The 26,930-nt window shown below is 42.3% G+C and carries 25 protein-coding genes; 17 read left to right on the top strand and 8 right to left on the bottom strand.

Annotated elements, in window-relative coordinates; translation table 11 throughout:
• Nucleotides 1–529: EF-hand domain-containing protein (locus ACEQZT_RS11295; RefSeq protein ID WP_370089533.1), on the bottom strand; the 529-nt coding region annotated here is incomplete at its 3' end.
• 44 nt (nt 530–573) lie between these two features.
• Nucleotides 574–993 carry a type II 3-dehydroquinate dehydratase gene (aroQ, locus tag ACEQZT_RS11290; RefSeq protein ID WP_370089532.1) on the bottom strand — a complete coding sequence of 140 codons (420 nt, stop codon included), beginning with the start codon at nt 991–993 and terminating at the stop codon, nt 574–576.
• Between the two features lie 128 nt (nt 994–1,121).
• Between aroQ and xerD the strand changes: the two genes are divergently transcribed.
• From xerD to ACEQZT_RS11210, 16 genes are all read left to right on the top strand, one after another.
• Nucleotides 1,122–2,021, top strand: coding sequence for a site-specific tyrosine recombinase XerD (gene xerD / locus ACEQZT_RS11285; RefSeq protein WP_370089531.1), 900 nt, complete (start codon nt 1,122–1,124; stop codon nt 2,019–2,021).
• Entirely contained in the window at nt 2,021–3,049 is a 1,029-nt protein-coding gene (locus ACEQZT_RS11280) for a quinone-dependent dihydroorotate dehydrogenase (RefSeq protein WP_370089530.1), read from the top strand. Before xerD ends, ACEQZT_RS11280 begins: the two co-directional genes overlap by 1 nt.
• A gap of 39 nt (nt 3,050–3,088) precedes the next feature.
• A complete protein-coding gene (locus ACEQZT_RS11275) occupies nt 3,089–5,626 on the top strand; it encodes a DNA translocase FtsK 4TM domain-containing protein (protein WP_370089529.1) in 2,538 nt (845 codons plus the stop codon).
• Nucleotides 5,627–5,645: 19 nt separating this feature from the next.
• The gene (locus ACEQZT_RS11270) at nt 5,646–6,272 is read left to right on the top strand and encodes an outer membrane lipoprotein carrier protein LolA (protein WP_370089528.1); all 627 of its coding nucleotides are present in this window, start codon (nt 5,646–5,648) and stop codon (nt 6,270–6,272) included.
• Between the two features lie 77 nt (nt 6,273–6,349).
• Nucleotides 6,350–6,595: an RNA-binding protein gene (locus tag ACEQZT_RS11265; RefSeq protein ID WP_350216428.1), complete on the top strand. Its 246-nt coding sequence runs from the start codon at nt 6,350–6,352 to the stop codon at nt 6,593–6,595.
• Between the two features lie 111 nt (nt 6,596–6,706).
• Nucleotides 6,707–6,922 carry a hypothetical protein gene (locus tag ACEQZT_RS11260; protein ID WP_349564246.1) on the top strand — a complete coding sequence of 72 codons (216 nt, stop codon included), beginning with the start codon at nt 6,707–6,709 and terminating at the stop codon, nt 6,920–6,922.
• 100 nt (nt 6,923–7,022) lie between these two features.
• A complete protein-coding gene (gene pyrF, locus ACEQZT_RS11255) occupies nt 7,023–7,838 on the top strand; it encodes an orotidine-5'-phosphate decarboxylase (protein WP_370089527.1) in 816 nt (271 codons plus the stop codon).
• A gap of 30 nt (nt 7,839–7,868) precedes the next feature.
• Nucleotides 7,869–9,134, top strand: a complete 1,266-nt coding sequence (locus tag ACEQZT_RS11250) for a DUF2851 family protein (RefSeq protein ID WP_370089526.1) — start codon at nt 7,869–7,871, stop codon at nt 9,132–9,134.
• The gene (locus ACEQZT_RS11245; RefSeq protein ID WP_370089525.1) at nt 9,131–10,306 is read left to right on the top strand and encodes a hypothetical protein; all 1,176 of its coding nucleotides are present in this window, start codon (nt 9,131–9,133) and stop codon (nt 10,304–10,306) included. The genes ACEQZT_RS11250 and ACEQZT_RS11245 overlap by 4 nt, the downstream gene beginning before the upstream one ends.
• Nucleotides 10,307–10,340: 34 nt before the next feature.
• The gene (locus ACEQZT_RS11240) at nt 10,341–10,976 is read left to right on the top strand and encodes an acetyltransferase (protein ID WP_370089524.1); all 636 of its coding nucleotides are present in this window, start codon (nt 10,341–10,343) and stop codon (nt 10,974–10,976) included.
• Nucleotides 10,977–11,010: 34 nt separating this feature from the next.
• Entirely contained in the window at nt 11,011–11,373 is a 363-nt protein-coding gene (locus ACEQZT_RS11235; protein WP_370089523.1) for a carboxypeptidase-like regulatory domain-containing protein, read from the top strand.
• 72 nt (nt 11,374–11,445) lie between these two features.
• Nucleotides 11,446–12,408: a rhodanese-related sulfurtransferase gene (locus ACEQZT_RS11230; protein WP_370089522.1), complete on the top strand. Its 963-nt coding sequence runs from the start codon at nt 11,446–11,448 to the stop codon at nt 12,406–12,408.
• 36 nt (nt 12,409–12,444) lie between these two features.
• Nucleotides 12,445–13,305: a nucleoside phosphorylase gene (locus ACEQZT_RS11225; protein WP_370089521.1), complete on the top strand. Its 861-nt coding sequence runs from the start codon at nt 12,445–12,447 to the stop codon at nt 13,303–13,305.
• Between the two features lie 156 nt (nt 13,306–13,461).
• Nucleotides 13,462–17,553: an Ig-like domain-containing protein gene (locus ACEQZT_RS11220; protein WP_370089520.1), complete on the top strand. Its 4,092-nt coding sequence runs from the start codon at nt 13,462–13,464 to the stop codon at nt 17,551–17,553.
• 88 nt (nt 17,554–17,641) lie between these two features.
• Nucleotides 17,642–20,692 carry a two-component regulator propeller domain-containing protein gene (locus ACEQZT_RS11215; RefSeq protein ID WP_370089519.1) on the top strand — a complete coding sequence of 1,017 codons (3,051 nt, stop codon included), beginning with the start codon at nt 17,642–17,644 and terminating at the stop codon, nt 20,690–20,692.
• Complete coding sequence (locus ACEQZT_RS11210; RefSeq protein ID WP_370089518.1) at nt 20,689–21,423, top strand: LytR/AlgR family response regulator transcription factor; 735 nt, start codon at nt 20,689–20,691, stop codon at nt 21,421–21,423. Before ACEQZT_RS11215 ends, ACEQZT_RS11210 begins: the two co-directional genes overlap by 4 nt.
• On the opposite strand, the gene ACEQZT_RS11205 is transcribed toward ACEQZT_RS11210, so the two are convergent.
• Both ACEQZT_RS11205 and ACEQZT_RS11200 read right to left on the bottom strand, forming a co-directional pair.
• Entirely contained in the window at nt 21,424–21,693 is a 270-nt protein-coding gene (locus ACEQZT_RS11205) for a hypothetical protein (RefSeq protein WP_370089517.1), read from the bottom strand.
• A 180-nt stretch (nt 21,694–21,873) separates the two neighbouring features.
• The gene (locus tag ACEQZT_RS11200; RefSeq protein ID WP_370089516.1) at nt 21,874–22,947 is read right to left on the bottom strand and encodes a hypothetical protein; all 1,074 of its coding nucleotides are present in this window, start codon (nt 22,945–22,947) and stop codon (nt 21,874–21,876) included.
• Nucleotides 22,948–23,085: 138 nt separating this feature from the next.
• Here ACEQZT_RS11200 and ACEQZT_RS11195 point away from each other — a divergent pair, with 138 nt between their 5' ends.
• Complete coding sequence (locus ACEQZT_RS11195) at nt 23,086–23,535, top strand: hypothetical protein (RefSeq protein ID WP_370089515.1); 450 nt, start codon at nt 23,086–23,088, stop codon at nt 23,533–23,535.
• A gap of 379 nt (nt 23,536–23,914) precedes the next feature.
• On the opposite strand, the gene ACEQZT_RS11190 is transcribed toward ACEQZT_RS11195, so the two are convergent.
• Genes ACEQZT_RS11190 through ACEQZT_RS11175 form a run of 4 tightly spaced genes read right to left on the bottom strand, consistent with a single transcriptional unit; the run spans nt 23,915 to nt 26,930 of the window.
• Nucleotides 23,915–24,697, bottom strand: coding sequence for a queuosine precursor transporter (locus ACEQZT_RS11190; protein WP_370089514.1), 783 nt, complete (start codon nt 24,695–24,697; stop codon nt 23,915–23,917).
• Complete coding sequence (locus ACEQZT_RS11185; protein WP_370089513.1) at nt 24,687–25,610, bottom strand: ribonuclease Z; 924 nt, start codon at nt 25,608–25,610, stop codon at nt 24,687–24,689. The genes ACEQZT_RS11190 and ACEQZT_RS11185 overlap by 11 nt, the downstream gene beginning before the upstream one ends.
• Before the next feature lie 3 nt (nt 25,611–25,613).
• Nucleotides 25,614–25,985: an STAS domain-containing protein gene (locus tag ACEQZT_RS11180; RefSeq protein WP_370089512.1), complete on the bottom strand. Its 372-nt coding sequence runs from the start codon at nt 25,983–25,985 to the stop codon at nt 25,614–25,616.
• Nucleotides 25,986–25,991: 6 nt separating this feature from the next.
• Nucleotides 25,992–26,930, bottom strand: a complete 939-nt coding sequence (locus ACEQZT_RS11175) for a phosphoribosylaminoimidazolesuccinocarboxamide synthase (RefSeq protein WP_370089511.1) — start codon at nt 26,928–26,930, stop codon at nt 25,992–25,994.

The raw sequence follows: 26,930 nt of genomic DNA, 5'->3' as shown, positions 1-26,930 counted from the left end.
AATCCCCAAAAATCCAGTTGCCGGGTGCTTTTTCATCCGGAGATAGAAAAAACTCTTCAAAAGCTTTTACCAGCTCTCCCCCACTGATACGTCCATCCCCATTGATATCCAGCAAGTCAAAAGCCTTTTTCGCCACGGACATATACAGACCATACGCCTTAAACATATCCATGTACTCGCGTTCATCAATGTGTCCATCCATGTCTTGATCAAATAGTGAAAACAGATAGGTAGCAGACTGATTTATATAGTCATTTGGCTTGGCTAGAACCACCTCATCAAAGAATCGAATCCATTCATCAAGCGTGAGCTCAGCTTCTTTCTTTTGAATGTCTTTCAGGATTTGTACAAAAAGCCGGTGAGCCCTAAGCTTCAGGTCCAACCGTACAACAGAGTTCATCTCCAACCCAATAATATTACTCATGGTCTCACCCACAAGCTCAAAATCATCCTTCTCAAGGACACCATTTCCATTGTTGTCAAGCACATTAAAAAAGTGAGTGATCTTTTGTTTCTGAACGTCTGTCATGGTGGCTATTTGTAACGAAAGATAGAAAGATTTCCTTTTAACTTTTAGTGGGAAGACAATCTTTCAACCGCCACAGCATACCCCTCCAGTCCCATTCCATTGATTGATCCTACACAAACATCCTTCACGTAGCTGACCTGTCTAAAATCCTCCCTTTCAGCCAGATTGGAAATATGAACTTCAAATACAGGTGATTCGATTCCTGCTATTGCGTCCCTCAATGCAATACTGGTGTGGGTATACGCTCCAGGATTGAAGACCACTCCATCATAGGAAAAGCCAACCTCATGAAGCTTATCGATCAACGCTCCCTCATGATTGGTTTGAAAATACTCCAACTCATGCTCAGAAAATCGTTTTTTGAGCTCTTCAAAATAATCCTCAAATGACTGGCTCCCGTAGATTTCAGGTTCACGTCTGCCGAGCAGATTTAGGTTAGGTCCGTTTAATATGAGTATTCGCATATGATTCTTGATCGCACTAAATTTAATGTTTAAAATTAGCACCGTCATCGCGAATGCAGTGAAGCGATCTCTTATTGAGATCACTTCGTCATTCTTCCTCGTGATGACGAACTTTTAAAAACAATCACTTGTCCTGGCCCACATACACAAAGCAATTCAAATCTTACCTGAAGCTGGAGCGCTCCCTGGCTAAGAATTCAGTGAATGCCTATCTGGCCGATATTTCTAAACTGCAGCAGTTTCTGGAAATAAAGGAGCGTTATACACCACCCTCCAAAATTGTACAACAGGACCTAATCGACTTCCTTGAGTTCATCAACGAATTGGGAATGTCAGCTTACACACAGGCGAGGATGGTCTCCGGACTCAAGGCTTTTTTTCGCTTTCTCGTTTATGAAGAGCTCATCACCAAAGACCCATCCGAACTGCTGGAAGCTCCCAAACTGGGCAGAAAGCTGCCCGATACTCTTGACCTCCCAGAGATTGAGGACATCTTCAACGCCATTGACATGTCAACCCCGGAAGGCCAGCGAAACCGCGCCATGTTGGAGACCCTATACAGCTCCGGTCTCCGCGTTTCCGAACTCATCAATCTGAAGATCAGCAATGTGCATGAGGATATTGGATTTCTTCGTGTGATTGGAAAAGGAAGCAAGGAGCGACTGGTTCCTATTGGTCGTTCGGCCCTGAAGCATATTAAGATTTTCAGAGATGAGGTGCGAATACATATTGATGTAAAGCAAGGCTTTGAAGATCATCTTTTTGTAACCAAAAGAGGCAAGGCAATCAGTCGGGTGATGGTCTTTATGATCATTAAGGATTTGGCAGCCAAAATTGGCTTGAAGAAAAACATCAGTCCCCACACATTTCGTCATAGTTTTGCAACGCACCTGATTGAGGGGGGAGCAGACCTCAGAGCCGTGCAGGAAATGCTGGGTCACGAATCCATCACCACCACGGAAATCTACACTCACCTGGACAGGGACTATTTAAAACAGGTAATAACGCAATACCACCCCAGAAGCTGATGTATCAACTTTTAAAACCAATCCTTTTTTTATTCACTCCTGAAAAAGCTCACAAAATCACCACAGGACTGCTTCATTTTATCTTAAAACTTCCATTTGGGGGTTCTATGATTCGAAGCATGTTCAACTTTCAGGATCAGCGATTGGAGCGGGAAGTCTTCGGGCTTAAGTTTAAAAATCCTGTAGGACTGGCAGCCGGATTTGATAAAAATGCAGAACTTATTGATGACTTTTCGAATCTTGGTTTCGGCTTTATTGAAATCGGGACACTAACTCCAAAAGCCCAACCGGGAAATCCTCAACCTCGACTTTTCAGACTTCCAAAAGATGAAGCACTGATTAATCGGATGGGGTTTAACAATGATGGTGTGGATGAGGCCATAGAGCGATTGAAGAACCGAAAGTCCAACATTATCGTCGGTGGCAACATTGGAAAAAACAAAGTCACTCCTAATGAAAATGCGCTTGATGATTATCTCATTTGTTTTGAAAAACTCTATCCTTATGTCGATTATTTTGTAGTGAATGTAAGTTCTCCAAACACGCCTGGATTGCGCGAGCTTCAAGAAAAAGAGCCTCTGAAAAAGCTTCTGAAAGCGCTGCAAGATGAGAACAAACAGAGAGAAGCTAAAAAACCAATTTTACTAAAAATTGCACCGGACCTTACTGAATCTCAGCTAGACGATATCATCGCTATCACAAAAGAGCTAAGCTTGGATGGGCTAATCGTGTCCAACACCACGATCGACCGATCAGGACTGAAAACAGATATTAAAAAAATAGAGTCCATCGGTGCTGGAGGGTTGAGTGGCAAGCCTGTTTACGAAAAATCGAATTCCGTATTGAAGTATATCAGAAGACATCATCCCACCGTTCACATTATCGCGGTGGGTGGAGTTCATTCCGCTCAGGATGCAGTGGACAAGATCCAAGCTGGGGCTAACCTTGTACAGATCTATACAGGTTTGGTGTATGAAGGGCCGGCTTTAATCAAGCGCATCAATAAGGAACTGCTCAAGCATGTTTGATCCCCGCTGAAAACTCCATTATTTTTGGAGACACAACCTATGGCACAGAATACCTACAAGAAGAAGACTGAAAAGAAGGAGAAGAAAAGCCTCAAATTCAATTTTATCACAGACCGAAAATTCCACCTTTTCATTGGGTTTTCGCTTTTGCTGATTTCGATATTTCTGGGAGTATCATTCATTTCCTATCTGAGCACAGGTCAGGCTGATCAGAGTGTGGTGGAAGCTTACACTAACACGAACATCAAAGAGTCCGGTACTGAAGTACAAAATGCTTTTGGGTTAATCGGTGCGATTGCAGCTCACTATTTCATCTTTCTCTGGTTTGGTATAGCTGCGATCCTGATTCCACCATTTCTCTTTATTGTCGCTTATAAAATCATCTGGTTTAGAGCTCTTTTACCCATCACCAAGACCTTCAACTTCGTAGTATTCTACTTGATCTGGATTAGCATGGTCATGGGGTATTTTCTACTCTCTCAAGAGGAAACCACCATGCTCGGTTTTCTGAGTGGGGGAATCGGATATGAGTTGGCCATGATTGCCCAAAGCCTCATGGGTTGGGGAGCGATTTTGTTCATCATCTTCCTGTTTGTGGTATTCAATATGTTCTTTTTTGATATCACCAGAATACCAGCGTTTAGCGCCATTGTACCGTCTATTGAAAATCTAATCCATCAGATCAAAGCATTGATTCCAGAGAAAAAGCCAAAAACCAAGACCGCTGATATATCTTCCGTTTTAGATCAAATCAAAAGAGAGGTAGAAGATGAAGATGCCAATCGAGATGAATCTGAAACATGGGTGGTAAAGAAGATTCCATCTAATCAACCTGCTGCAAAGGAAAAGCAAGACCCAGAGTTTACCATTGACCTTCCTGAATTTAAAAGTGAAGAACAGCCTTTGCCCAAAGAGGTTGAAGAAAAGGTTTTTGCAAAGAAAGAAGAGCAACCAGCGCCACCTCCGGTTGAGGAGAAACCTAAAGTAAAAAATGAAGAGCTCGAAGACCTTTCTTTCGATGTAGAGCAAAAAGAATTTGAAGAGGAAGTAACGGAAGAGGCCATCAACTATGATCCTACACTAGACCTTCCACGCTATAAATTCCCGACCCCTTCCCTACTGTTCGAATATCCTGAAAAGGATGTGAAGGTTTCGAAGGATGAGTTGGAGCAAAACAAGGATCGGATCATTGAGACACTGGTCAATTTCAAAATCGGTATATCAAGCATCAAGGCGACTATTGGGCCTACAGTTACACTCTATGAAATAGTACCAGAGGCAGGGGTGAAAATCTCCAAAATCAAAAACCTGGAAGATGACATTGCTTTGAGTCTTGCCGCTCTAGGCATTCGTATCATCGCCCCTATTCCAGGTAAAGGAACCATCGGTATTGAGGTGCCAAACAAGAATCGTGAGATGGTAGATGCACGGTCGGTTATCACCACTAGTAAATTCATGGAAAGCAAAATGGATTTGCCAGTTGTGCTTGGTAAGACCATTTCCAACGAAGTTTTTGTTACGGACTTAGCAAAAATGCCTCACCTTCTCATGGCAGGGGCGACTGGTCAGGGTAAGTCAGTAGGGTTGAATATCATCCTTACATCCCTCCTATATAAAAAGCATCCATCACAACTCAAGCTTGTGCTGGTAGATCCTAAAAAGGTGGAATTGACCCTCTTCAACAAAGTGGAGAAACACTTTTTAGCGAAACTACCAGATAGTGAAGAGGCTATTATCACAGATACGTCCAAGGTGGTTAATACACTTAACTCTCTTTGTATCGAAATGGATAATCGGTATGACCTACTGAAAAGTGCAGCATGCAGGAACCTGAAAGAATACAATAAGAAATTCACCGAGCGTAAACTCAACCCAAATAAAGGTCATCGATTCCTTCCATATATCGTCCTCGTGATTGATGAGTTGGCGGATTTGATGATGACCGCCGGAAAAGAGGTGGAAACCCCGATTGCCAGACTAGCACAGTTAGCTCGTGCGATTGGTATTCACCTGATTGTGGCCACACAAAGACCTTCTGTGAATGTCATCACAGGTATTATCAAAGCGAATTTCCCAGCACGTTTATCATTTAGAGTTACCTCAAAAATTGACTCCAGAACCATTCTGGATGCAGGAGGAGCCGACCAGTTGATTGGTATGGGAGATATGCTGCTTTCTATGGGATCTGATATGACACGATTGCAGTGTGCATTTGTAGACACCCCCGAGGTAGAAAAGATCTGCGAATTTATCGGCGAGCAGAGAGGCTATGATGATGCATACTTATTACCGGAATATGTGGGTGAGGGAGAATCAGGAATTGGAGAAGTGGATTTATCAGATCGGGATGCACTCTTTGCGGACGCAGCACGTTTGATAGTTATGCACCAGCAAGGCTCTACATCCTTGATTCAACGAAAGATGAAACTTGGATATAACCGTGCAGGCAGACTGATTGACCAACTAGAAGCCGCTGGAATCGTAGGACCTTTTGAGGGTAGCAAGGCCCGGGAAGTACTAATACCTGACGAACACAGTTTGGAACAGTTATTGTCTGAAATAGAAATCAAATATTAAGAACCAGAAATCATTAAAGATGAAAAAGCTACTAATCGCATCCATTTCATTAATTGTACTCCTGCAGGCAAACGCACAGTACGACCCGGCCGCTTTGGCTGTTTTGGATGCCATGAGCAACAAATACAAAAAGGTGGAAGCTTTCAAGGCATCATTTTCTCAAAAACTGACAAATGAAAGTGCTGGCCTAGATGAGACCATATCGGGTGACATTGCAGTAAAAGGAGATATGTATGTGCTTGAGGTGGCCGGACAGAAAATTTTCAACGATGGCACTGATGTATATACTTACAATGCGGAGGTTAATGAGGTCACCATTAGCACCTACGATCCCGAAGAATCAGAAATTACACTCAGCAACGTGTATGATTTGTATAAAAATGGATTCAAGTACGTGCTAGCAGAAACACAATCAAATGGTGATCGATTGATAGAGCTGGATCCTGAAAGTCGTGAGAAGAGTTATTTCAAAATTAGAATGACCATCAACGCCAAGGATGAGCTGAAATCATTCACCGTTTTTGAGCGAACAGGCAACAAGTATGTCTATTCAATCAGCTCCTTTGCTCCGGCAAATCTTAGTGACAGTTATTTCAAGTTCGACACCTCAAAATATCCAAATGTAGAGGTGATCGATTTCAGATAAATTAGAATATCAAGAAAAAGCGTACCTTTGCGCTTACTCAGAACAAGTCTGGGTATTTTTTAACTTTTATTTTTTTAATGAACATTTTCGTAGCTAAGCTTAACTATGCAACTTCAGAAGACGCATTGAGACAAGCATTTGAAGAATTCGGAACAGTAGATTCCGCTAAAGTTATCATGGACAGAGACACTCAGAGATCGAAAGGTTTCGGGTTCGTAGAAATGCCAAATGATGACGAAGGTAATCAGGCTATCGCTAGCCTAAACGAAACAGAATTAGATGGTAGAACCATCGTTGTAAAAAAAGCAAACCCTAGAGGGTAAGCACTAGAAACAGATTCTAAGTTTTTTGATTTTATATAATTGCTCGTGAGGAAACTTTTCCTCACGAGCATTGTTTTATATAATTACGATACACATAAAAATTTTATTGATTTGGCTAGACCTGCAACTACTCCGGTAAAACTTAAAGACGGATACTATATAGAACTCCGACACAAGGGTGAAAGAAAAGGAATTAAGCTTAGAAGTGATAGTATTCCTGAATTACACCAGTCGATCAAAAAATACGAGAAGCTATACGACGTGCACTTCTATGGTGAAGTGAAAAAAGGAAAAGTCGTAAATGACAAGCTTCCTGAGCTTAAATAATAATTGATTTTCTTATTGGGTTTCTACTCTTTCCTAATTGGGGAACAGGTGAAGTACGTCTACACTTTCTATCTTCGCTGAAATCACATTATTCGCAATCATGACCCGACAACAGCTATTTGAACAGATCAAAGCCAAAGAATCTTTCTTATGCGTTGGGTTAGACACAGATTTAAAAAAGATTCCCAAACATTTGCTGTCTGAACCAGATCCTATTTTTGAGTTCAATAAGCAGATCATAGATGCCACACATCAATATGCTGTAGCCTACAAGCCCAATACGGCATTTTATGAAGCCCAGGGAGCCAAAGGATGGGAGTCACTTCAAAAAACACTTGAATACATCCCTGGTGACATTTTCACCATTGCCGATGCAAAGCGAGCAGATATTGGTAACACCTCCTCCATGTATGCGCGTGCCTTCTTTGAAAACATGGACTTTGATTCTGTGACTGTAGCTCCATACATGGGTTCGGATTCTGTGAAGCCTTTCCTTGAATTTGATCAAAAATGGGTGATTTTATTGGCCGCAACCAGCAATCCGGGTGGTCAGGATTTCCAGGAATTAATTCTGGCAGAAAGCGGCAATAAACTTTATGAAACCGTCATCCAGACAAGCACCGAGTGGGGTACGGCTGATAATATGATGTATGTAGTAGGTGCCACACGTCCGGAAGCACTGAATGACATCCGAAAATTAGTACCAGAACACTTTTTATTGATACCAGGCGTTGGGGCACAAGGTGGAAACCTACAGGATGTTTGCAGGTATGGAATGAACAAACAGTGCGGCTTGCTTGTCAATTCTTCCAGAGGAATCATTTATTCCGACACCACTGAAAATTTCGCGAAGGCAGCTGGTGATGCAGCTCAGAAAATTCAGATGGAAATGGCTGAAATACTTCAGCGATTATAGCACAAAGCGTATCTTAGGAAACTAATCGCCATGGACGAGCAGTTTCTTCATTTCATCTGGAAATATCAAAAGTTTGTAAACAATCCGGTTCTCACCAATGGACAGGAATTAAAGATTTTCTACCCGGGAAATCATAACCATGACTCTGGACCCGACTTTGAGGAAGCCAGAATTAAAATAGGCTCCATGGAATGGGCCGGTCAGGTGGAAGTACACATCAATTCATCAGATTGGATCCACCACAATCATTCCTCTGATAAAGCTTATGAAAATGCAATCCTTCATGTAGTATGGAATCATGATAAGGAAATAGTTGTAAAAGGTGAGACACTCCCAACCCTCGAATTAAAGCATTTAGTCGATTTAGCATTAGTAGAAAAATATAAGCGACACATAAAATCTGTTGATGAAATTCTCTGTTCTAGTCAGCTAAGATCTATTTCTCCACTTACTATTAGTGGCATGTTAGATCGGGTGCTTGTAGAGCGATTGAATGAAAAATCTGACCAAATTCTGACAAATCTGAAGAAGTCCAAGAATGATTGGGAAGAAGTGACTTTCAAGACTCTGACTACAAATTTTGGATTTGCTACAAACAAAGAGGCGTTCAATCGACTCACACAGGTATTGCCTTTCTCTGTGCTCAAAAAGGGACTTCAAAACATTACCACTACTGAAGCACTCATTTTTGGGCAGGCTGGTTTTCTAGAACAAGCACAAGATGAATACCAGCAAAAACTGAAGGAAGAATTCAGCTTTTATACTAAGAAGTTCAACCTGAAAACCCCGCTATCCAAAGTGCAATGGAAATTTGGGAAACTGAGACCGGCCAATTTCCCTACCGTCAGACTGGCTCAGCTTGCATCACTGTTTCATCATCATCCACAGCTATTTTCCACACTCATCCACTCCGAAGATTCAAAAGAGTTAAAGAAGAAGCTACTTGTAACTGTAAGTGACTATTGGCAGAATCACTATGACTTTAATAAGAAAAGGAGGCGACCAATTGAGACCATGGGTACATCCTCGTTCAACGGCTTGCTTATCAATACTGTGGTGCCACTTCTGGACGCATACTCAAGGTATACCGATGAGCAGAAATACATGGATCGTGCTATTGAGCTTTTAGAATCGCTCGATCCGGAATCGAATCGATTCACAAAGAAGTGGGATGGTTTGATCGAATCATCACAGACTGCATTCGACTCACAGGCACAGATTCAACTCTACAAACAATACTGCCTAAAACGTCGATGTTTAAAGTGTAACATTGGAGTGGAAATCCTAAATAGATGATCTACTGGATCTTGAATATCGCCCTTCTAGCTGGTTTTAGCTACCTGAGCTTCAGACTTGTAAAAAGTACGTTCAATCCCTGGGTTTTCTGGATTGCCCTTGGATTAAAATTGACCGCAGGTTTGATATTGGGACTTATCTTTTACGAATATTATGGGACGGGTGATACCATTACGTTCTTTGAAGCAGCTAAATCCTTCAACTTAGAAAACCTGAATGGACAGCCAAGAACTCAGTTCTTCATATTGATTCTTCGCCCTATTGTTCTGATCACCGGAGGCTCCTATTGGCTCTCTTCACTTTGGCTCTCATTTATCAGTTTCGTGGCTTCATGGTATGCTGTGATAATGATGATTAGTTTATATCCAAACCTTCGGGCAATCATTTCGATTTCCTTTTTATTCATTCCCTCGGTTGTCTTCTGGTCATCAGGCATCATGAAAGACACCATTGCATTTGCCGCTTTGAGCATCATAGTGAGTCTCCTTCTCGTTCTATACGAGCGATTCAAAATTCGTACGGTTCAACTACTTATTTTGATCATAGCGTCATACATGCTGTACCAGATCAAACATTATCTATTCATCACATCCCTCGTGTTTGCAGGTGGCTTGTTGGCCTCTATGCTTTTCAAAAAAATCAAAAATCAGTGGAGATGGATTATCACTTTATCTATTTTCATAGCAGCCCTGAGCGCCACCCAGTTCATTCACCCCTATCTAGAAGTAGATAGAATCCCATGGACGCTTTATGAAAACAATAGCGCCATTTTAGAAAAGTCGGATCCTGAAGATCGCTTGAATATTGTGATTGAAAATGATAGCTGGTCAGCTGTCATCAGCGAGATACCGACTTCACTTCATGCTGGTCTCTTTCGCCCTTCCATTTTTGATCAAACACCTGTTTGGGGTTGGGTTCACCGGGTTGAAAACCTGATCCTAACCAGTCTCATCATCATGTCAATTCTGCTCTATTTTAAGCAAAAACCTAAAGTTGATTGGGTGCTTTTCTGCAGTGCGCTGGCTTGCATTCTACTCCTTGCCATTATGCTCCCGCTATCCACGCCAAACTTTGGCACGCTCGTTCGTTACAAAAATGCATTTATGCCCTTTCTGTTTTTGATCAGCAGTATTTTACCTTATCAGTACCTCACTTCAAAAACGAGCGATTAATCGCTAATTTTGCGCCTTCAAAACAAAGAAGGACATGGAAAAACCGGTAATCATTCTAGGCTCTACAGGACTTGCAAAAGCTGCACTCGAAATTTTCAATTCTAACAGCATTGTAGTTTACGGATTTCTTGATGACGATGAGAAAACCCACAACACGGAGATCAATAGTGTGACCGTGCTTGGGGCTACCGATGATCACGGATTCACTAAACTGATCGGGCAAAAATGCGAGGCTTTTGTGGCCACAGATGATAATAAACTTCGCAAAAAGTACGTGGAGTATCTCAATGAGACCAGAAAAGTAATGCCGATGAATGCCGTCCATCAGTCAGCCTCTATTTCAGATTCTTTCAGCATAGGGCATGGTAATTTTGTAAATGCTGGCGTTGTTCTTTCCAATGATTCCAAAATGGGAAATCACAACGTGATCAACTCTAAAGCGATCATTGAGCAGGAGGTTGAAATTGGTGATTTCGTTCAGATTGGTGCTGGAACCATTATCAACACCAAAGTAAAAATCCACAATGAAGTGTTTATCGGATCAGGTGTGACAGTTGTGGCAGGAGTCACAATCGAAAAAGGTGCAAGAATAGGCGCAGGATCGGTGGTAGTTGGTGATGTAAAGAAAGGCCAAACTGTATTTGGTAATCCGGCGGTGGAAGTCAAGTAATTGCTATCTTGGGAATGATTTATCATTCCGTACGATGAAAAAGCATTCTGTTTCTACTTTCGTGATTCTACTGTGTGCCCTGCTACTTAGTTCAAACCACGCAAAGGCTCAAAACTCAAAGACTAAACTCCTGATAACAGTTTTAGACGTCTCTGGAAAATTGGTAGAGGGGGCCACTGTATCGATATATTCATCAGAAGAGGACTATCAAAGCAGAACAAACAAGCTGATTGAAGGGAAAACTGACAAAAAGGGAAGATTTCAATACAAAGGATTGGACACCAAACCTTACTTTCTCGATATCAAAAAAGATAACCTGAAAAACAGTGAACAAAGTGCCAATACAGGCGTGCTCTCAGAAGAAAGATTTAATAAATTTCTAATCACCATAAAATAGGTTTTACCACCTCTACTAATTATTTAATTTTGCACTTCATTTAACACCCTGCTGAAACAGGGCTCGGTTATTATGGAAAAACACTACGTATTACTCTATTACTGTTACAGTAAAATTGAAAACCCTGAAGAGTTCAGGGAAGAACATCACAAACTTTGTCTCGATCTCAATCTGAGAGGCCGCATCATAATAGCTACTGAAGGATTGAATGGAACCGTATCAGGCACACAAGAGGCCTGTGAAAAATACATAGATGCAGTTACCAGCGATCCAAGGTTTGCCCACACTGAATTTAAAGTAGACACCAACGACCAGCCTGCATTCGAGAAAATGCACGTTCGGGTGAAGCCCGAGATCGTCCATAGCTCACTTCAACACATCGATCCTACAAAAAAAACAGGTGGATATGTGGAGCCAGAAGAGTTCAAGAAAATCCTGAAAGAAAAGCCCGAAGACACCATCATATTGGATGTTCGCTCAAACTACGAGCACATGATTGGCAAGTTCAAAAATGCCATCACGCTGGACATTGACAATTTCAGAGATTTCCCTGAGAAGATCGAGGAACTAAAAAAGTACAAAGACAAAAAGATTGTGACCTACTGTACCGGTGGCATCAAATGCGAAAAAGCCAGCGCCTATTTGCTTGAGCAAGGTTTTGAGAATGTTCACCAACTACATGGAGGCATCATCAAATATGGCCTGGAAGCTCAGGGCGAGGACTTTGAAGGCAAGTGCTACGTATTCGACAACCGAATCGTGAAGGAGGTAAATCAGGTGAACCCTACGGTTGTTTCCCGATGCTACGTGACGAACGAGCCATGTGACCGAATGGTGAACTGTGCCAACCCTCATTGCAACAAGCACATCCCGATGAGTGAGAAAGGAGCTGAAATCTACAAAGGATGCTGCTCTGAGGAATGTATGAACAATCCGGACACCCGTCCATACGATGGAACCGGTTTCTATCAAAAAAAAATGAATGGATACAATCCATACAAGGGGCTAAAAAGGAAGAAAGATCAAGTTTCCTAATTACCTTTAGGATGCTTTTGAAATTTTGACCTAGCTATGCCTCACACCTATTCTGAGACAGACCTTATTCTTAACCCCGACGGAAGCGTCTATCACCTGAGCCTGAGACCAAAAGATGTCTCAGATAAAATCATCGTTGTAGGCGATCCGGGCAGGGTGCATCGTGTCTCCAGACATTTCGATTCTGTGGAGTTTGAAATGAACAAGCGCGAGTTTATCACACATACTGGAAAGTATAAAGGCAAGCGAATTACTGTCATCAGTTCGGGAATGGGAACGGACAATGTAGAAATCCTAATGACGGAGCTGGATGCACTATTCAATATTGACCTGATACATCGTGAACCCAAACCAAGAAGAAAAAAGCTCCAAATTATCCGAATTGGAACGTCAGGAACTATTCGGGATGAAATAAAAGTAGGAAGCCACCTGGCAACCGAATATGCCATTGGCATGGATCCGCTTATTCATTTTTATCAGTTTAAGCATAAGGGTAAGGAGCGACGCATCGTAGAGAAGTTTCAGGAAGAAATCGGCATCCCCTATCAACCGTATTGTTTCAAAGGGTCAACCTCACTTTTTGAAAAATTCAGAGATTGTACCATCGCTGGTAATACCGTGACATGTCCGGGCTTTTATGCTCCGCAGGGTAGAGAGTTACGCATCCCTATTCGTTTCAAGGAGATCATCGAAAAGATGCAATATTTCCATGCTGAGGATGTATGGCTCACCAACCTGGAGATGGAAACAGCTGGATATTACGCCTTTGGAAAACTACTGGGACATGAGATGCTAAGCCTCAATGCCATTATGGCTAATCGGGTTAAAACAAATTTTGCCAAAGACCCTAACAAAGTCATTGACAGCCTGATCCAAAAGGTATTGGATCGTATTTGATTTTTAACACCCAGCTTTCCCTATTCGAATATCAGTTTCGCTGATTCGTCAACTTTTTTTCATAATCTCTGCCTAATGCTCAATTTTTAGCTAGAAAAAAAGTGCGTCCGCACCCATTTACTAACACCATAATTAAACACTAACGACTAGACTCAAATGAAAGCCTTAGTAAAAACGTTATCCTTTTCTCTCTTTCTTTCGATGACCTCTGTCAGCTTTTGTCAACCAAATGAAATTATAGATGTTGATGTCCCCCATGGAGGTGGTGGATTTGGTCAATCAGGAGATATTTGGCAATCCTTCAAGTCCACCCAGGCTGCACCGCTGGTTAAAATCAAATTTTACAAAGTAGCAAACAAAATTGAAAGCACACGAATTTTTAGGCTTTACGAAGGGGAAGGAACAGGTGGAACCTTACTTCTGGAGACAAATACTGAAGTCTTAACAACAGAGAACGGCTATGGCACAGTAGCTATACCAAGGCTGAACCTTACACCAGGAGAAAGCTATACGTTTTGGATTGAAAACATTAACCCTGGGACAGGAAATAGCTATGAGGATGGACACTTGCTGGCATACTACAACGGCACTCCATACTCACAATTTGATATGGCATTCCAGATTATATTGGACGTAGGAACAAATAGTGAGATTAGAAGTGACTACACACTGACAAGCAAAACGTCAATCCCATTTAATGTTATTCTTTACGGCAACTCCTCAGGCTTAGAAATAAGTGACTTTATCGTTACAAATGGTACCGCAACTGAACTAATCAATAATGGAGATGACTCATACGTCTTAATGATTAGTCCAGAAAATGAAGGTGACGTCATAGTAGAATTACCGGCCGGAGTTGCCACGGTTAATAGTGGCACAAACGAGCGAGCCATTGGCTCTGTGGAATACACCCATGTGCCTACGATACAAGATGAAGTATTAACAGATGATCTTTTCGCAGAACCTGGGGATCCGCTATTACAAGATAATTCATTCGTTGACTCATATACCTATATAGCTCCTGAAGGAACCACAATATTTACTCCTGGAGCCACAATTACACAAGGTGTTGACGGACCAAACTCTTATATCAATGCACCTTCAGAATTGGGAACCTATAAGCTATACCTTCGCAACTCTGAGGGGGAGTTCTCAGAGCCTTCTGAAAGGAATATTTATGTACTTGATAATCGTGACAAACCAATATTCAATAGCTATCCGGCAACCACAATCAATGAAGATGAACTTTATACCTATAATATTTCTACAGAATCTCGTCTGCATGAATTAGGTTTTGACATTACCGCGAGTGATTTGCCAGAATGGCTGACATTGAATTCACAAAATACAATTAGTACCAAAGCGGGCACAACATGGGGCTATTCAGGAGATGGGGGGCCTGCTACAGAAGCAAGTTTATCTGGCCCAAGTTATTTGCATCATGCAAAAGATGGTAGTTTGTACATAGTTGACATATCCCCATCGGTAATTAGAAAAATAGATACTGAAGGAATCATAACCACATTTGCAGGGAACGGTGAAATGGGATTTTCAGGTGATGGAGGCCCTGCTCATTTAGCAGCACTAAACGAACCAACCTCATTAGTATTTGACGAAGGTGGAGTATGCTATTTTACTGACACACAAAACCATAGGATAAGAAAAATTGATACAGATGGAACGATTTCAACCATAGCGGGAGACGGTACTAACGCCTCCACTGGAGATGGAGGTCTGGCAATTAATGCCTCGCTTTCACGCCCTCAACACCTTGTCATAGACTCAAATGGAAATTTGTATTTTAATGATGGATCATATTGGATAAGAAAAATAGATACTGAGGGCATTATTACCACCTATGCAGGGGATGGTCAGGGAGATTACTTCTATGTAGAAGGAGAAAACGCCATTGATGCAAGCTTCTTAGGAGGGCCTATGGCAATAGATCAAGAAAATTCCATCTACATTTCCTGCTCTTCTGCAGACAGAATCCGTAAAATAGATGGATCTACCACCATTATGACAACCATTGCCGGAACTGGAGTAGAAGGTTTTACCGGAGACGGTGGGCTAGCAACTAATGCTACCTTAAATTATCCCAGGGATCTAGTCATTGATGATAATGGATCTATATTTTTCGTAGACTATAATAACCGACGGATTCGGGTAATTCGAAACGATGGCACCATTGAAACCATTGCCGGAAATGGTGCATTTGGTTTTAGTGAAGATGGAAGCGATGCTTTAACAGCATCATTTAAAGGACTAGCAGGAATAGCTCTCAATGAAGAAGGAACACTTTTTGTCTCAGAAAGACAAAGCAGTAAAGTCAGAGCGATTCAAACCAATAGAGCGATTCTTACAGGCACGCCCACAAACGACGATGTAGGTACTACCAGTTTTTCTATAAGTGTCTCAAATAATCAAGGAACCTCAACTCAGCCCATAACACTTGAAGTAATAAACGTAAACGATGCTCCTCATGCTATCCATCTTAGCAATAATGAAATTTATGAGAATCAACCAATTGGAACAGAAATCGGCATACTTTCCACAGATGATGTCGACTTAAATGATTCACACTCCTATTCTATCAGTGGAGTAGATGCTGTTGCATTCCAATTAGGGCCTAATGGAAATGAATTACAAAGTGCGGAATCCTTCGATTTTGAGTCCAAGCCGAGCTATTCGATAACTATAACAACCTCTGATGGTGCCGATTCTTTTAGTCAGGATTTCATCATCAACGTTGAAAATATACCCGAAATAACAACAGTAACGGGTATTTCAGGCTATTATAAAACCAGTGATGACATCCAAATACAAGTAGAATTTGATGCCAATGTCACGTTGATCGGATCCGGAGCTTTGCCAAGCCTTTCGTTAGAAACAGGCTCTGTAGATGGGACTGCATCCTTTATAAGCGGAGCAGACGGGGAATCAGGTATGACCTTTTCATACACCGTGAAAGATGGAGATGTTTCCAGTGATCTGGATTACAGCATTGCTTCTATTATCATGGGGGACTACACGCTTACATCCACTGAAGGAGTAAATGCTATTCTTGATTTGCCTGATCCCGGCACCATAGGCTCGCTCAGTGCCACATCAGACATTGTGCTCGATACGGAAGCACCTACCCTCTCCTATGTCAACATCAACTCCAACAACATGACTACCAGTGTAGCGAAAGCCGGCGATGTAGTTCAGGTTACATTTGAGCCATCAGAATCACTGCAAAACATGGAAGTCACTATCGCAGGCCGTGCCGCTACCATAGTAGAAGCTGAGCCTGGCGAATTTACCGCCTCGGTAACCATGGAGGTATCCGATACGGAAGGTGATATCCCGTTTACCATCAATTACACAGACCTTGCTGGAAATGCAGGCACTGAAGTCACTACCTCAACCAATAGCACCAGCGTCACATTTGACAATAGTGCACCACAAATTGAATTTTCCGCCTCTGTTCCTACCAATACCGCCGTTTTAGTAGCAATCACTTTCGACGAGGTTGTGACCGGTTTATCACTGGAGAGCTTCTCTGTCACCAATGGAAGCGCCAGTGACCTGTCAGGAGATGCTGATGAATATACCGTGCTAATCACTCCTGTAAACGAAGGGACCGTAACGGTAGAGGTAAATGAACGTACCGCGTGGGATGCGGCAGGCAATAGCAATGCCGTGGCATCCTTTTCGTTTGAATACGACATCACAGCCCCTACCGCTACTATAACTACAGAAGCATCATCGATCGTCACAGAAGCTTTTGAAATTAGTATCGATTTCAGTGAGACTGTTAAAAGTTTTGAGATTGACGATATTAACGTAATAAATGGTGCTGCCAGTGGATTTAGTGGCGAAGGAACATCATTCAGTGCAACCATTACTCCGATGGCAGAAGGCGATGTATCTGTGAGTCTTGCTCAAAACATCACTAGAGATCTTGCTGGAAATCCAAATACTGCGTCGGAAACCCTGACAGTGAAGTATGAAGAACCCCTTGGATTTGATGTCCACAACATGATCATTGCCTATCCTAATCCGGTTTCAAGTGTCCTTAGCATTGAAAGTGATCAATCATTTAGCTGGAAGCTCTTAGATACCGCTGGTAAGGTGATCACAGAAGGGGCCACCAAGGAAAAACAAACTCGTTTGGATGTTACGAATATCCGTCAGGGTATTTATCTGATGAAAATCACAACATCATCAGGATCAGCTGTCAAAAGGGTTTCGATAAAGCATTAAAAGTAAAAACTAAGGCAGAAATGGCTGGCTGGAAAAGTTCTGGCTGGCCTTTTCATTTTATATTCATATCTTAAAATTTTTAATATGAATGAAAGTATCCAGCTTCATTTTAACCAGCATCTTACTTTTTCTGGTTTGTAGCCTTGAGGCTCAGCCAGATCGCTTAAAATTTGATCGAATTTCAGTTTCGAGTGGATTGTCTCATGTAACTGTAAATAATATCTATGAAGATAGCTATGGATTGATGTGGCTTGGAACCACAGATGGACTCAATGTTTATGATGGATACGATTTCATCATCTATAAATCCGATGATCAAAATCCATTTAGCCTGGGAAACAATAACATTTGGAGAATACTCGAAGATGCCAATAGAAACATTTGGGTAGGTACTTATGAAGGACTTTTTCGGTTTGATCGTAATTCAAAAAAGTTTACCTCTGTTGAAGAACTGGAAGGCCAGTTCGTTACTTCGATCATTCAAAAAGATAGCTCCTGGTTTTGGGTAGGAACGGATAAAGGTCTTTTTAAACTGAATACTATGAGTGAGGAATTGGTTGAATCCACATCTTCACCAGACTATATTCTATCTCTTTATGATGATGGACTGCAGCTATGGATCGGGACATCTACATCCGGCGTATTCAAATACTCATATCAATCGGACACATTCACCTCAACCGGTTTTAGTGAAGGAGTACCGGTTCGAGCAATTCAGGAAGATCAAAAAGGAAATCTCTGGGTTGGCACCAGCACCGGACTTCATCGCATTGTCAACCAAGACTTCAATAATGCCACAGCCTTCTTCAAAAACGTAGAAATACTATCCACTTTGCTGGATCAAAATCACACCTTATGGGTAGGTACCTCTGAAAGAGGGGTATATACTATTGATAAAGCATCAAACATTAAAAACCATACATTCCAAAAAAATGATGTGTTGAGCCTAAGTGGAAACACCATTCGGTCATTGTGCGAAGATCGTTCCGGAAGAATTTGGATTGGTTCATGGGGCAATGGATTCAATATTTACCATCCTCAAAAAAGTAGATTTATTCATTACAGAAATGATGAAAGTGATCCTACCTCATTAAGTCACAATTTTGTTCATGCTGTTTTCGAATCTCGAGATCAGTGTATATGGGTAGGGACGAAAAGCGGACTGAATATTCTCAATCCAAAAACCCACCAAACCAGGCAAATATTTGCCAACGCCTCCAATAATCTGAACAGCAACTACATTAAATATATATTTCAGGATAGCCAAAATCGACTTTGGGTTGGCACAAAAAAAGGTTTAAACCTGGCAAAGGAGTATTCCCATAGTCCGAGTTTCCAAACCATTGCCTTGCCCGGAGGCGAAGAAAGCAATGACATAACTTTTGTATTCGAGGATGAAAGCCAAAATATCTGGGTAGGTACCTGGAATGGTCTTTTTCTTATTGATGAAACGTTAAATGCCATTCCACAACTAGAAGATTATCAAACTTTATGTATAGTAGAAGATTCAGGGACATTTTGGATTGGAACTTACTATAGTGGGCTATTAAGATTTGACGTAAACTCCGGAAAGGTGAAGGTATTCTCTCATGAAAAAGGTAATCCGAACAGCTTACCCAACAATCGTATCTGGACCATACATAAGGATGACTCGGGAGACATATGGGTAGGAACTTTTGGAGGTGGACTAGCGAAACTCCATCTGAAAAATGATGATGTCTCTTTCGAGATATGGAATGAAAGAGATGGTCTTTCCAGTAATGCTATTATAGGCATAATGGCGGATGATAAACAAAACCTTTGGATCAGTGGCAATTACGGAATATCAAGGTTCAATCCCTCTACAGGTATCTTTACCAATTACTATCAGGCCGATGGTCTTCAGGGAAATCACTTCAATGTAGCCTACCATCGTTCTACCTCGGGCATGATGTATTTTGGAGGAAGTGAAGGCCTTAGCGCTTTCCAGCCGAGTAACCTTAACGAGTTAAATACTGCCACTCCGTTGATAAATAGCTTTGAACTATTCAATAAACCAGTTCCTATTGAAGAAACTTCTGCCCTTAAAACAGATATTCTTACCACAGATCAGATTGTATTAAATCACGAGCAAAACATCTTTTCATTTGGATTTTCAGATCTGAATTTCGGAAACATCAAATCTAAATTTGCATATCGATTACGTAATTTCAATGATGAATGGACCATAACCGATGCACGGAGACGCTACGTAACATATACGAACATTCCCGAAGGCGAGTATACTTTCGAACTTAAGTCAATCGACAGGACGGGGCAACCAGGAGAATTAACGACCATTAAAACCATTAAAATACTGCCTCCCTGGTGGAGAACATGGTGGTTTAGTATCCTGGCAATCTTAACTACCATTACTGTTGTCTCAATAGCCTTTAAGATGCGTATCCAGCGAATCAAAGCCCAAAAGAAAATGCTCGTGCGTAAGGTTCAGCAGCGAACAAAGGAACTTGAACTAAGTAAAAAACAGGTGGAGGCAGATAAGCAAATCATTGAAAGAGCACTTATTGAGCGAGAGTCCTTACTTAAGGAAATTCACCACAGGGTAAAAAACAATCTTCAAATTATTGCCAGTCTGCTATATCTCCAGTCAGGAAAGTTTGATGATGAAGATTTTAAGAAAGTACTGGAAGAAGGTCAGGGTCGGGTACGTTCCATGGCTCTCATTCATCAAAAACTCTATGAAAACGAGGATTTGAAAAGCATTCCATTTGAAGAATACCTGGAAGAGTTAGTATCTGAAATCAGAGCTTCGTTTGGGTTGCGCAATGTCAATCTACATATTGAAGCAAAAAATATTTATTTCGATGTAGATACGGCAGTTCCTCTTGGGCTGATCGTTAACGAACTTGCCACCAATGCATTTAAATATGCTTTTGATTCGGAAAAGAATGGCACATTCAGTATTACGCTTACGCAACAAAGTGATGTGTTTACTCTGCATATTACAGACGATGGCAAAGGACTCCCTGAAGCCATTGATATTCGAAAGACAAAATCATTGGGTTTACGATTGGTGCGCATGCTTAGTCAACAACTCGAAGGTGACTTCCATTTTGAGTCTAACCAAGGCACACATTTTCAACTAAAATTTGCAGCATGACCCCTATCAAAATAATGATCGTAGAAGACGAAATGATCACTGCCGAGTCTTTAAAAGACATGCTGGAAGAGCTGGGCTATGAGATCACAGGCATTCATATTCGCGCTGAGAAAGCTCTGGAAGCAATGGAAAAAGAACAACCGGATTTTGCCCTGTTGGATATCAATCTTAAAGGTGAGAAAACTGGAATCTGGCTGGCGCAGCAGCTCAAGGACAATCACCATATTCCGTACGTTTTTCTCACCTCGTACGGAGATAGGATCACGATTGAGAAAGCCACTGAGGTCAATCCTTATGGATATTTACTAAAGCCAATTGAGAAGCAGAACCTTTTTGCTTCAATTGAAGTGGCGATAAAAAAGTTCTCAGAGATCGAGCATAATAACACACAATCTGAAGGCGTAGCTATGCCCGATGCACTCTTCATTAAAGACGAATATCTCTACATCAAAATAAAGTATGATGATATCCAAACTATCAAAGCAAACGGTAATTACATAGAAATCAAGACCAACGAAAAAAAACACCTGATCAAAGGAACCATGGACTCATTTATCCAAACGTTACCTGAAAGTACATTTTTCAGGACCCATCGTTCCTACGCCATCAATATTCACCTTATGGAAGCCTTCGGTGGAAACTTTGTGAAAGTCGGTAGTGAAGAGATTCCATTAACTCCACAAAACAAAGAAGTTCTCATTCAAAAACTTAAGCTCTACCAAAAGACATAGCTAAGACTTGAACAAAGCTGTCAATGCTTTATTTACTGCTGCTGCCGCATCATTTAAATGATCTCTGACCTGTCCCCACTTTTCACCAGAGTTTGCCGTCCGATTTTTGATCTGATCTTCCAGTTTCTCTTTTTGGATTTTCAGCTTCGCAATCTGATCTTCCATATCCTCAGAAACCTTACTCCCAGCCTTCTTTGTCTCGGCCACCAGCTGATCTATCTTCTTGCCAAGCTCAGCCATGATATCTTCTACTTTTCGCTTCTCACTCATAGGTTGTGTCGTTGTAGTGGAAATTTAAGTAATTCAAGTCATTAAATTATACCTGAATCAAATAGACTCCCCTCCTCGGAGGGGTTTGGGGGTGGGTAAAAACTCATCCAAAAGAAATTACTTAAAACCCACCTCTACTCCTCCCAAGAGGAGAGTTGATGGCATCTTTTGAATGAGTTATTAGTCTTTTCTCCCATACCATCGGGCAATCACCTCCTCAGCTGGCTTGCTTTGAGGCGTCCACTCCGTACCTCGCCACCGATCGCTACGCGTATGGAAGTGCCACTTCCAGAGGAAGCCGCCCGCAAACCATTCCTCCTCCATGAGTGCGCGATAGGTCGCCTCATAGGCATCTGCCTGCAGCTGTGTATTCACATTCTCCTCAGATTCATCAATTTCCCAGTGTTTGCCGGCTGCACCATTGGCACTCTGAAAGCCATACTCCGTGAATAGGATTGGCTTACCCCATTTTTTCGAAAATGCTCCAAGCTGCACTTTTATAGGCTTCCAACCCTGCTCTATTTCTTCAATGGATGGATGTGCACCCTCGGCCAGAGGAAAGTACGCATCTATGCCGATATAATCCACCGCATCCCACCACGTAATGATTTCAAAATTGTCCCAATTGGAGGCATAGGTGATCTTTCCTGAATAGATAGTTCGAACCTTCCTGATAAGTCCACGCCAGAAATCCGGACGTTCCTTTGCAGGAATGCGATATTCCGTACCAATGCAGAGCATATCCACCTTGAGCGAATCTGCAACCTTTGCATAATTGAGAATATATGCTGAAAACTCCTGCTCCCATTGCTCCCAGTCTGCTTCTGAGGTGAGGTTGAAGTCTCCTGTCCACCCTTCTCCTCTCACCCACACGTGCGGCTTGATCATCACTTTCAGATTGTGAGACTGAGCATACTCGATAAGCTTGCACGATCCGTCTGTGCGCTCCCCCCACCACTGGCGCTCATGATCGAACGAAACGCCGGGCTCCCCTGATCTGGAAAACGCGTAAGGGATCACCGCCACCCAGTCTGCATGGATGCGCTTGACCTCTCCCATATGATCTGATGTAATCTCGCGTGGTGGGTTAACAAGGCTAACACCATGGATCATGGGGTCTTTGCCCGAAGATGGAATCATGATCATGGCCAGACCACCACAAACCAGAAACAGCAACAAGATAAGCACACGCATAAGAGCAAGATACGGTAAGATTCTGATGGAAGTTTGAGCGATTCCAAAAAGTGTTTTCATAAGCGTTTATAAACGTAACTATACGTTTAAGAAACGTTTAATGAACGCTTTGAAATAGAAGAAAACGCTGAATACACGTTGTTTGAAAGGAATTGGTTAGTTTGCACGCTACATTATTGTTATATGCCATTAGGTTCTATGAAAGAGTATCTCCTAATTCTCCTTTTTCTTTCTTCTCTCAGGTCTTTCTCTCAAGATTTCTCAGTCAACGGAGAACTCGAATATGTAAATCAAATTCTGATTGAATTGAAGGAAGATTCAGCGCAAAGTTGGTATCCGAACGAGAGGAACTTTTTTGAACATTGGAGGAACGGACTTAATGAGGAGCTTAGCTCCAACTATCAAAAAGCAATTCAATACTTTGAAATGGCTATCAATCAAGACAGAGGAGAACTACCAACCTACTACCCTCTCTTCTCAATGGGTCGAACTTCTCAAAAGCTTGGGAACGACGCATTTTCCAAGGAGTGCTTTCGACGATTTTTGGAACATGCTAACAGCGAACTGAACTTCGAAAGTTCGTGGGCACCAACTAAAGAGCACAAGAACAGACTGAGCCTTCAAATATCTGAATTGCAAGATAAATAAAGGCATATAACAGTTGCTAGCACGAATGCGCCTGAGCATCCTCCTGCCAGTTTCATCGAATCTTCACCGCTCCGCTACCCATTCTGAAAGTATCTCCTCTCCTAGCAACTGTCTTGCTTCTGGATTTTGTCTTTCTAAATGCATTTCTTCGTAGATGCCGTTGTGGGTGTTGGGTAGCTACGCTATCTTAGTGTTTTCTGCCAAGCTCGGGGCGCACTCCTGCTAGCTAGGCGTTGGAGCAGCTTAAAAGTAACCGCTTACTCTAGGCAAAGTGTCAAGATACGTGTGTTATAGTTAGACTCCATTTAGCACGTAAGCTAAAGAAGCTATTTGCAAAGGCTGGTGTGATGAGTTACTTTGGTAGATATTTAGTTGAGTGTTAAAACCTACTCTCACTGGCCTCCTCTTTTATCCGTTCGGCTTCTTCTTTTCCAAGGTAGCGGTCTATCAAGAAGTGTCCCAGGTAGATCAGGGGTGTCAGGGCTATTGCCACAATAAACTTGTAGATGTAGTTGAGTGAGCCTACAGACATCACCTGTGAGAAGTCCCATCGGCTCTCCGCAGGCGCCAGAATGTAAAAGGCTATCGCCAGCACCACAAAGCTATCAATCAGCTGAGAGATGAGCGTTGAGCCTGTGGCCCTGAGCCAGATCATCTTCTCTCCTGTCATTTTTCTTAGCCGCTGAAAAATGATCACATCCAAAATCTGCCCTACTAAAAAAGCGATAATTGAGCCTACAATGATCCCCAGTCCCTGTGTGTAGATTTTATTGAAGGCAAAATTCATATTGAAATAATTGCCATCAGGATCGGTGCTATTCACCTCCAGCCAAAAGCCGGCAGGGCTCAGCTTGGTCACCAGCCAGATCATCAAAAAAGCATAGGAGATACACCCCACCGCTATGAAGCTGATCTTACGAACGCCAGCTTTGCCAAAGTATTCGTTAATGATATCAGTGGTGATGAATACCACCGGCCAGATCATCACTCCGGCGGTCAGGTTAAAATCCAGCGTGTATCCAAAGATATTGAGGTTGGCAGGCTCCCAGCCCAGGGACTGCTCCAGGGAAAATATTTTCACGCCTATCAGCTCAGCCAGTATCGCGTTGGTGAGGAAGATCGCTCCCAGGATGATAAACAGGTTTTGCTTCTTATTTCCCATCTACCACGAATTTAGTGCCTTCTATCGCCAGTTCCGTATGCTCAAATACTGCCCTGGCTTCATCAATGATCGGGTCAAGCTCCTTATATCGAGCTGAAAAATGCCCGAGAATCAGCTTCCCCACACCTGCATCTTTCGCAAACTGTGCCGCCTGCTCTGCGGTGGTGTGATAGGTCTGTTCAGCCCTGTCCTTCATGTCATTGGCAAAGGTTGCCTCATGATACAACAAATCCACACCTTTGATTGTCTCCAGGAGCTGAGGGCGCAACCGGGTGTCTGAAAAGAAAGCATAGCTAAAGCTGGGGTTAGGATCTTTCGTCAGCAAGCGATTTTCGTACTTTACTGATCCATCCTTGTTCAGGATATCTTCTCCGTCTTTCAGCCTGGCTATATCCAGATGCGAAAGCTCCACTTCCGGAAGCTTATTCCGATTAATCCGTCGTTTCTTTGGCTTCTCCCGAAACAAATATCCTGAGCATGGCACCCGATGATCCATTGGCAAGGTAGTAACAGTGTACTTTGGGTGATCATACACTACCTCGGACTCATTGGGAGTAAACTCAGTGAACCGTATCTGAAAATTGAGGGATGTTTCTGAATGGCGAAGTTGCAGCTGAATGATCTCTGACAATCCCGGCGGACCTACGAGAATCAGTTCTTTCTTCCTTCCAAACAAGTGCATCGTAGACAGCAACCCGATCAGCCCAAAATAGTGATCGCCATGCAGGTGCGAGATGAAAATGTGATCGATGCGAGAGAGGCGTACTTTGTGCCGTTTCATCAGCAGCTGTGTACCCTCCCCACAGTCAATTAGAAAATGTTGATCCTGAAGTTTGAATAATTGCGCAGTATGATGCCTGCGGTGCGCAAACGCCGCAGAGTTAGACCCAAGTATCAGTAATTCGAGGCTCAAAGCTTATTCTGCAGCACCCTGACCTTTCTGAATTTCTGTCATCAATACCACGTCTGCAGCCTCTTCTTGCCCAGCCACGATGGTCATTACCTTGTCCAACTGGCTAATAGAAACCAATTTCATCACGTGATCAGTTACATTATAAAGGACAAAAGCACCTTGCTCAGAAAATGATCTATTTCCTACCAATAGCGCACTAAGCCCACTGGAATCTACATATTTCACAGCTCCCATATCCACGATCAGGCTTTTCACACCATCCTGTGCAAGGTTCATAAATTCAGATTTCAACTCAGGTGCTACGGTGCTATCCACCTTCTCCTGGTTGATTTTGGCCATTGAATAATTTTCGTATTTGTCAACTGTAAATTCCATAATTCTCTATTCTACTATTTTGGCAATTTCCTCTTTAATCCGGGCTAATTTATTGGAGTATTCGTCCTTAACAAACTTTTCTCCCGAGATGTTCTCGTAAAGTTCGATGTATCTGTCTGAGATCATCTGAATTCGTTCATCAGGCATCTCAGGAATTTGCTGTCCATCTTTCCCCTGAAAGCCTTCAGATATCAACCACTGTCTTACGAACTCCTTCGAAAGTTGTTTTTGTGGTTGATCATTTTTTAACAATTCCTCATATGGCTCTTCATAAAAATACCTCGAAGAATCCGGTGTGTGCACTTCATCGATCAGGTAGATTTCACCGTCAAACTTCCCAAACTCATATTTTGTATCCACCAAAATGAGTCCACGCTTTGCGGCAATTTCAGTTCCACGCTCAAATAGCTCGCGGGTATAATTTTCCAGTTGCAGGTAATCCGATTCGGAGACTATGCCCTGCTTCAGGATTTCTTCTCTCGAAATATCCTCATCATGTCCAGCATCTGCTTTCGTTGTGGGCGTGATAATAGGCGATGGAAATCGCTCATTCTCTTTCATACCATCTGGCATTGGTACTCCACAAAGCATGCGCTTCCCATCCTTATATTCTCGCCAGGCATGGCCGGTCAGGTAGCCTCTGATCACCATCTCTACTTTGAAAGGCTCGCACCTTTTGCCAAACGTAACATTCGGGTGAGGTGAACTTTCTACCCAGTTAGGGACGATATCTTTTGTGGCTTCCAAAAATTTAGCAGCCAGCTGGTTCAACACCTGCCCTTTGTGTGGGATAGGCTTGGGTAATACCACATCGAATGCCGAAATGCGATCCGTCGCGATCATGGCCAGCTTGTCTCCAAACTCGTACACTTCACGAACCTTTCCGGTGTATTTCCCGGTTTGTCCTTTAAATTGAAAATCGGTAGAAATGATGCCTTGTGACAT

The organism is Ekhidna sp. (genome assembly GCF_964218185.1).
Taxonomy (GTDB): domain Bacteria; phylum Bacteroidota; class Bacteroidia; order Cytophagales; family Cyclobacteriaceae; genus Ekhidna.
The sequence above is the reverse complement of the archived record's forward strand: the minus strand, read 5'-3'. Positions and strand labels throughout refer to the sequence as shown.